The organism is bacterium, from assembly GCA_023228325.1.
Taxonomy (GTDB): Bacteria; Auribacterota; UBA6266; order UBA6266; family UBA6266; genus UBA6266.
Genome location: JALOBK010000011.1, coordinates 1 through 7772, shown reverse-complemented (window position 1 = coordinate 7772; position 7772 = coordinate 1). Strand labels below are relative to the sequence as shown.

At 38.7% G+C, this 7772-nt stretch carries 3 protein-coding genes; all 3 read left to right on the top strand.

Annotation, left to right across the window (positions count from 1 at the left end):
• Positions 1-5231: alpha/beta hydrolase (locus M0R36_10510; GenBank protein ID MCK9556226.1), on the top strand; the 5231-nt coding region annotated here is incomplete at its 5' end.
• Positions 5231-6172 carry a transthyretin-like family protein gene (locus tag M0R36_10505; GenBank protein ID MCK9556225.1) on the top strand — a complete coding sequence of 314 codons (942 nt, stop codon included), beginning with the start codon at positions 5231-5233 and terminating at the stop codon, positions 6170-6172. The genes M0R36_10510 and M0R36_10505, both read left to right, overlap by 1 nt.
• A gap of 99 nt (positions 6173-6271) precedes the next feature.
• A partial coding sequence (locus M0R36_10500) for a right-handed parallel beta-helix repeat-containing protein (protein MCK9556224.1) occupies positions 6272-7772 on the top strand: 1501 nt, incomplete at its 3' end.

Here is a 7772-nt window from a genome sequence, read left to right as displayed (position 1 = left end):
CTGTTTATAACAACGGCAGGGATGGAATAATTTTAAATGAATCTACATCAGGGAATATAATAAAGAATAATATAATCACCGATAACGGAGAAAGTTCGGCAAGTTATTACGGGATAAACATACAGACTGGTTCCTCTGCGACTATAAGTTACAACGATGTCTGGAATAACGGGCCCGGCGGGACGAATAATTACGGCGGACAGGCATCCGCCGGCACGGGTGATATATCTTATGACCCATTTTTTAAATCCATAAATGAACAGAATGAGGACTTTTTAAAATTAATGTCTTTCTATAAAGGAGATGCTGGGAGCTCGCCCTGTATTGATGCAGGAGACCCCAACGATGAACCCTGCATTGAGACTTTTCCCAGGGTTGATATGGGCGCTTTTGATATATATACCAACGCTCCCGCTTTGATAGGTTATTGGAAAATGGACGAAGGAGAAGGGTCATCTCTCGGTGACTCAAGCACATATGAGAATGATGGAACAATTAACGGGGCCTCCTGGACTCAAGGAATATCAGATTATAGCCTGAATTTTGATGGATTAGATGATTATGTCAATTGTGGAAATGATTCAAGTTTGGATGCCGAAAACCAGCTAACGGTAGAGATGTGGTTTAAATTTAGCGAAATTCCTGCCTGGTGGAATCGGCTTTTATCAAAGGGAGTATGGGCTGCCGATAATAGCCAAACTGCGTATATTATAGTAACTGGCAAGGACGTTCCCAAGATATTTTTTCAGGTTTGCCAATCGGACCGGACAATCAAATCGGTTGCGACACCCGATCTTGAAGTGGGTCAATGGTATCACCTTGCAGGTACTTACAAGGGTGGAATGATGTGTATATATCTCAATGGTGAACCGGTTGAATATACTACCAGCGCTACCGGTTCAATACAGACTGTTGATGAAAATCTTGTAATTGGAGCGAATAGCAGTTATGGAGAGAAATTCAACGGCATAATTGACGAAGTCAAACTTTACAACAGGGCGTTGACCGAAGAAGAAATTGAGGCTGATTATAAATCATATTTTGAAATATCGAACCCTTCGGTTTCCATATCAGAGGGGGATTATACTGTCAGCCCCAACATTAATTTGAATTTATCCTGTTCAAATGCGGCGGAAATGATGATAAGCGAAGATCCTGATTTTGCCGGCGCGGGGTGGGAGGATTACTCAACTGAAAAAGCGTGGACACTGAGCGCCGGCTATAGCGAAAAAGTCGTTTATGTAAAGTTTAGAAACGCGGTTTATGAGAGTGAAGTTGTTTTTGACGGCATTATATATTTTGATCCTCAAGGTGATGAGGATAATGACAATTTGACGAATGGGGAAGAAGTAAACGGCACTTACGGTTATATAACGGATCCCACAAACCCTGATTCGGACGGTGACGGGCTTGATGATTATACGGAGATACAATATGGGACGGATCCGAATAATGAAGACACTGACGGGGACGGAATAAACGATGATGTTGATATAGCAATAAAAAGTATTAATGTCGCAGACAATACCGTTACCACAGAAAACAATGTTGATCTTTCCGGTATCGCAACAGTTGATATTGAAAGAGCTGAAATAAGTGTCTACAGTAATGGTGATTTGGCCAGCAGGGTTTTATATTGCGCGATAAACGGAGATGAATTTTCTATCAATGCTCTGCCTTTATATCCGGGCAGCAATAGGATAGAGATTAAAGTATTTGAAAAACACCGCACTGATAACTTTGCGGCAAAAACCGTTAATGTTTTTTCAGAAAAGATACCCCCTCTAGATTTAGTAATCAATACACCTTTAATATCAAGAGAGAAAGAGATTAATATCACATATGATATAACTATTTTGACAGATACCGGTTATATATCTTCTATGGTAATAGGTGGGGTTGATGTTGGAGAAAATGGGGCGGATATAGAGCTCGAACACGGGAGAAATGAACTTAATTGGAGTTGTACAGTTAACTTTGAAGACGGACTAGAAACAACTTTTACAGGCACGAAAGTAGTTTATTATTCTATACCCACGAAAAGATATTGGTATGAACGTGAAGAAGGTTTCTGGACGGGATATTATTATAATGATTCATTCAATATCAAATGGTATGAGGATTCACCGCCCTTTGCCTATCCCCCTGAATTTGTGGATGGATGGGTTACTAAAGTTATTGATGGAACCGAAGAAGAGATAATAAATACAGGCGGGACAAGTACAAACTTCTTTTATTTTCTTAACTGTTCTGTTACTGAATATGATTCGTCGGAAGTATATTTCCGCACAGACCCTAAATTAGATAATGTGGATGATTATAAAACAGTTATAACATATGATGAGAACCAAACTAACATTAATTTATTTGGGAGAGGCATTACCGATTATTCGGGAGCTATTGTATTAACAGAAGCCGAACTTCCTCCTGAGGCTGATATGCAAATCAGTCAGCATTGTGTGCCTGTAGGAAGTGATGAATGTCATGTGCAATTGGATATAAGGCCGTTCTACATAAGAATAAAAGATTTTAAATGCGGAGATTTGTTTAATAAAAATACAATAGTTCCGGGAGTTCAGTTTGAAGTAAACGCGGATTTAAGCAATGTTGTTTTAGATTATGTTATTGAGTGGGCAATAGAAGGATTGTCTGAAAATGATTACACCTTAACTTCAGAAGGGCCAGTTGCGTGGATTACCGTTCACAATACAGTACAGACTGAGGGTGAAATTACCATAAAATGTAAGTATAAGATTTCGGAGTTAAATGAAGAAGTTACAGATACTCTGACGGCAGATATTATTCAACCGGCCCTGTCGGTATTGACTGCCCCTCAATTTGTGAGGGATGATAATAATCTTTCTGTTCTTGTGAAGGTTGATAAAGATGAGCTTATAGGGGGAAAAGTCAAATACAAAATTATTGATAAATCAACAGGTGGAATTATAAAAGAAGGTGATTTAGAATCCGTTGACGGCTTAGAGTATTACGGCACTTTTTATCATTCAGAATTGTTACCCGGAGATTATACTTTAAAACTGATTTATGAAGATAATGAGGTTCTGGAAACAGATTTCTCTGTTGGAACAGTTATGATATCAGGAATTCCTGAAAATCTTTTAAGTTTTCCGGGGGTAATTCTCAGAGTTAATGATGACTATAACGAGTATTTAGGTAATGAGGGAAGCGTTATGGAAGAAGATAAAGCAGACAACGACCTTCTCAGAAATGACGGCAGCTCCTCTCTGGAATCAAGTTACAGGGCGGACGGGAAATTAGTCCCAAGCGATCAAGATATTAAAGGGTTTAATATTGAATCTGCTGTTATTGAAAATACACAGATAATATTATCAAGAGAACAGTCTCCTTCTCCTTCAGGTAAAGTAAGGGTATTTATTGCTAACGGCGAAGAAATTATAGAGTTGCTTGGCCCGGATGATGAAGAAACCGATGATTTGAGTCAGCTTTATTTTGCTCAAGCTGATGAGTGGACATGCTATATAGAGGGGGTAGAGCCCGGCGAGGTTGTTTTAACTTTAAAATATGTAAAAGATAACAATATTATTGATGAAAGCAAATTATTTATTACATCCCTTGGTTTTGATTTAAGTTTTGATTCCAACAATGACAATGTAATAAACAGAAAAGATAAGCTTTTGAATATGAAAGTAGAATATTGGGGTGATTGGAACGATGTATTTATAGAGAAAAAGGATATTTTTAAGTTCTGGCTGAATAATGACCTTGATACTGATAAAGGTGAAAATACGGCAACAATAGAAAATAGTTCGGATGATTATATTAATGGATTGCGGGATTTGGAAGATTTTAGCTTTTTCAGGGCGTTTTATTCAGCTCCTCCTGCGGGGCATAAATATATTCTTGATGTAGCCCCATTCTTAAATGACAGCAATTATCATGAAGTAGGCATAAATGTTTTCTTCAAAGCAAATACGGATGATCCGTTAGCCTACTTAAAAACACCTGAAGAAGCTTTATCACAAAGTTGCCACTTAAACATAGGGAGAGCGACGTGGCAAGGCAGCGTTATGTCTTCAGTAACAGAACACGTGCTTTTACCCGATGAGGACAGCGCGTATTGTCTGTTTGAGGGGGTAAAAGGAGATACGCTGCCATTCTATGTGACGCTGAAACTTTTAGATGAAAATGATACGGAAGTATTCAGCAAAACCAGGTTGATTTATTTGTGTGATGTAGAGGATTTATATACATTTGTCAGCGCGAGGACAGAGAACTATGAGACAGTTGAATTCATAAGCGGGCCGGAGGATCCAGTTCTTCCTCCTGAGGACTGGGATGATAATAAATATTATATGAAGGCAATGGATGATGACAGTGATAAAATATTCGTAATGGTTCACGGGTATAATGTTACGCAGGAAGAAGCTGTGAGAAGTTTCTCAACGATGTACAAGAGGATGTACTGGGCAGGATACAGGGGAGTGTTTGTAGGGTTGACATGGGAAGGGGATGAAGGCTGGGAAGTTTATGGTTACAATCTATGGTTTAATACGAATACACTAAACGCCTTGCAAACGGCAGAAGCATTTTCAGATTATGTAAGGGAACTTAAAAACAAGAATTCCAATAAAATAATAAACGTTGGAGCGCATAGCCTTGGAAATATGGTGGTTAGTATGGGCTTAAGGTATCATGATGCGGGAGAAAATGTAATAAACAACTTGATAATGATGCAGGCGGCTGTTGTTGGAAATGCTTATGATCCTGATTTGGAAATAGTCAGAAAACATGACCTTGAAGAAGACCATTGGCTTAGTTATTTTAATTGGATATCACAACCTGTGGGAAGCAAAATTTTAAATACATATTCCTCATTGGATACAGTATTAAACGGGGCATGGGCATGCAATGAAAACAGAACTAAAAATACATTGCTGTATCTTCTTTTGCTTCCTGATATAGAAACAAGGCCTAATCATGAATTTGAAGATGATTATTTTATAGAATTATCGTTTAAACATCCTGGCAGGACAGTGGCTGCGGGTGTTACAGCGTTTGGAGAAAATTTTACAAATAGTGAAAATATATGTGTTGAAGATAAAGTTATAGGAAAAGATGAGAATGGTGAATTACTTCGATGGAGACATTCAACAATGACAGATTTACCTTTGCCAAATATCTGGAGATTTTATGATTACAAAGGAATTGGGAAATATATAGGAATACCAAAATTGCAAGGAGAGAACTGATGAAAAAGGTATTGATATTATTAATAGCTATGATGAGCATTACGACAATTGTATTTGCATGGACTGAAGAAGAAACAATTCAATGGCAAAGAGAGCAGTGGGAGCAGGCGAGCGCGGAAGCGAATAAACTAATGACATACATTGGGGCTCTGGTTGATACAAACAATAATCCTGTTGCGGGAGTGTGTATAAAGTATGAGGTGAATTATTTGAATTACGGGATGGCAAGAACAGACGTGACCCGTGGCGAGGTATATACAGATGCAAGCGGCAATTTTACGATTGAGGGGACGGGAACAGGAATAGAATTTAGCATATATCAACCTGAATATTATATGAAGTGGGGAAGTATTCATCATGCTGAAGACGGGACAGAAAAAGAGGAAACAATAGTTCTTATCCCCAAAGGCCAGTTATATGATTTAAAGGGGGGATATAAAAGATTTGCGGTATCTCCTGCGAAAAGTCTTGTTGGGCTAAATCTCTACAGGGATCAGATGGTTGGATGGACAATGATACCGCCTGAATATATGGATGAATACGCGGATATAAGGTTTGAAGTGATAGACAACGGTTCAGATGATATAAATGACTGGCAATTTAAGGTGTGGACATCTGATGAAGAAGGCGGGTTTGTGGAGTTCCAGCCTACAGAATATGCAAATTATACAGATTATATAATGAGAGATGCCCCTGAAACAGGATACCAGAGAGAGTTGATATTTAATGTAAGTGATATATTAACTGAAGCTGGGGATAAGGGATATATAGAGAGAAAGTATTATTTTAAACTGAGATTAAGGAAAGCTGAGAACATGGATGGAGATCTAGTTTTTGGAAAAATCAAACAAATTTCAATAATGCCTGAAGAAGAGGGAGATATCTATGTAGATATTACCCATGCCTTCAACCCTGACGGGACTGTGCATTTAGAAAATTAAAAGATTGGGAAAACACGGCTGATTTCCAATCAATTTTATAAAGGTAATACATTATAAATTATCGTTATTAAGTTTTAAAAATGTAATTGGGAGGCTTTTATGTCTAAACGCGCAGTTCTCATTAAGCGGATGAGTTTAGCTGTCTTTTTAACTTTTTTGATTTTATCAGCAACCAATGGGTATTGCGCGACTTACTATGTGTCAACTACAGGTGATGATAATGATGACGGCCTTAGCCAGGAAACTGCCTTCAGGACAATACAAAAAGCCGCGGATACCGTAAGCGCCGGAGATACGGTTGAAGTTGAAGCGGGCACATATACGGAAGCGGTTTCAATAACAACTTCCGGGACATATTCGAACCGCATATATTTTCATGCTGAGGAAGGGGCGGTAATCGATGCGGAAGATACAAGGTCTTATTGCATAAAACTTAATAACGCGGATTATATAACGATTGAAGGGTTTGAGTGCAAAAACGCGACAGGCAGCGGGATATTGCTCGACATCTACGCGAACGGCAACATCATAACGTCTAATATCTCCCATGATAATACAGATACCGGTATTAAGTTAAACGACAGTTCTTATAATCAGATTATTTCAAACACATTATACAACAATGCGGGTGGTTCAAACGCGTGGGGCAATAGAACATGCGGAATATATGTTTTTGCTTATTCTCAGTATTGCACAATTCAGGATAACATAGTTTATGATAACCAGACAGGCATATGGCTTGAGTGCGGCTCAAGTTATAATTCGATAGAAGATAACAGAAGTTATTCGAATACTTATAATGGATTTCTTTTTAGTGAATCGAGTTATAACTATATAGAAAATAACATATCATATGAAAATGGTAGCTTGGGAGTGGGATTTGGTTATTCTGCCAACTATAACAGTTTTAAAAATAATACGGTTTATGGCAACTATACTACTGGGGTCCAGCTTAATGTTAATTCTCAAAATAACATAATAAAAAATAACAATATTATCGCTAATGGCACAACGTCATCTTCTAATAGAGGGATATTAATAGAATCCGGGTCTTCAGCTGATATAGATTACAATAATGTCTGGAATAACGGGTTAAACGGCGGTTATAACTACGGCGGTGTTGCTTCAGCCGGTGCTCATGATATAAGCGCAAACCCCCTCTTTAAATCCACAGATCCTGAAGAAGAGGATGATTATCTTAAGCTGTCCTCAAAAAATAATGGTGATGATAATAACTCTCCGTGTATAGATGCGGGAGACCCCGAGGATACGCCTTCGGCCGGCAGCGAGCCCGTAATAGATATGGGAGCCTATGACCTGTATACGATGGACGGCGCGACAGTTACGTATTATGTTTCTCCTGATGGGGATGATAACGATGACGGGCTAAGTGAGGAGACAGCTTTTGAGACCATAACAGCCGCGGTTAATGCTGTTTCACCGGGAGATACGGTCATAGTTCTGCCCGGGACCTATGAAGAAGCGGTGTTTATATCTAATTCAGGAAACCAGAACACACCTACGGTATTTAAGGCGCAAGGTGAAGCAATAATTGATGCGGAAGATACAAGAGCATACTGTATAAAACTTGATAATGCCG